At 70.0% G+C, this 1327-nt stretch carries 1 protein-coding gene; it reads left to right on the plus strand.

Features of this window, described 5'->3' with window-relative positions:
* Window positions 1–934, plus strand: a 934-nt coding sequence (locus D180_RS10395) for a carboxyl transferase domain-containing protein (RefSeq protein WP_017912740.1), incomplete at its 5' end; no start/stop codon positions are given.
* Window positions 935–1327 lie beyond the last annotated feature (393 nt).

Below are 1327 nucleotides of genomic sequence, written 5' to 3' on the forward strand. Positions count from 1 at the left end.
CGTCAGCGCCGAGGACCTGGGCGGTGCCGACGTGCACACGCGCATCTCCGGCGTGGCCGACCACTTCGCCGACAACGACCTGCAGGCGCTGGCGCGGGTCCGCGCGATCGTCGCCCAGCTCAACTGGCGCAAGCCGCCCCCCGCGTTGGCGCTGCGCACGCCGGAGCCGCCGCTGTATCCGGCCGAGGAGCTGTATGGGGTGATCCCGGCCGACCCGCGCAAGCCGTTCGACGTGCGCGAGGTGATCGCGCGGGTGGTGGACGGCTCGCGCCTGGACGAATTCAAGGCGCGCTACGGCACCACGTTGGTCACCGGCTTCGCGCACATCCACGGCTATCCGGTGGGCATCGTCGCCAACAACGGCATCCTGTTCTCCGAGTCGGCACTGAAAGGCGCGCACTTCATCGAGCTGTGCGCGCAGCGCGGCATCCCGCTGGTGTTCCTGCAGAACATCACCGGCTTCATGGTCGGCCGCAAGTACGAGCACGGCGGCATCGCCAAGGACGGCGCCAAGCTGGTGATGGCGGTGGCCTGCGCCAAGGTGGCCAAGTTCACGGTGGTGATCGGCGGCTCGTTCGGCGCCGGCAACTACGGCATGTGCGGCCGCGCCTATTCGCCGAACTTCCTGTGGATGTGGCCGAACGCGCGCATCGGGGTGATGGGCGGCGAGCAGGCGGCCAGCGTGCTGGCGACGGTGCGCCGCGACGGCATCGCGGCCAAGGGCGGGCAGTGGTCGGACGCCGAGGAGACGGCGTTCAAGACACCGATCCGCGAGCAGTTCGAGCGCCAGGGCCATCCGTACTACGCCAGTGCGCGGTTGTGGGACGACGGGGTGATCGATCCGGCGCAGACGCGGCGGGTATTGGGGCTGGGGTTGTCGGCGGCGCTGAACGCGCCGGCGGAGCCGAGCCGGTTCGGGGTGTTCCGGATGTGAGGGGGCGCATGCGCTCGTTGTTTCAGGCGCGTTCGCGCGGGGATCGGCGGTGGTCACGCAGGTGGTCGCTGGCGATGCCGGCGCTAGTGTGCCCGGCGGTGGACGCCACGACCGGCTCCGCGGACGCGCTCGCTGCGACGGCCTCCGCTTTTGCTGCTGCTTTTGCTCCCGCTTTTGCTTTTGCTCCTGCATTTGCTTTTGCTCTGCCTTTGACTTACCGGGTCCCCTCGGCGCGGCAGCCGCGGCGGGGAAAAACCCGAAGGGCGGCGCACATGGACGTGCGCCGTTCGCGGCAGGGGCAGGATGCCCCTTCCGCGAATCCCCGCCGTGGCTGCGGACCCGGAGCGCGCAGCGCGGAGGGCGCGCTGCGGGGTGTGCTTTCTTTTGGTTACT

Origin of the sequence: Xanthomonas sp. SHU 166, assembly GCF_000364685.1 — a bacterium.
Taxonomy (GTDB): Bacteria; Pseudomonadota; Gammaproteobacteria; order Xanthomonadales; family Xanthomonadaceae; genus Xanthomonas_A; species Xanthomonas_A sontii.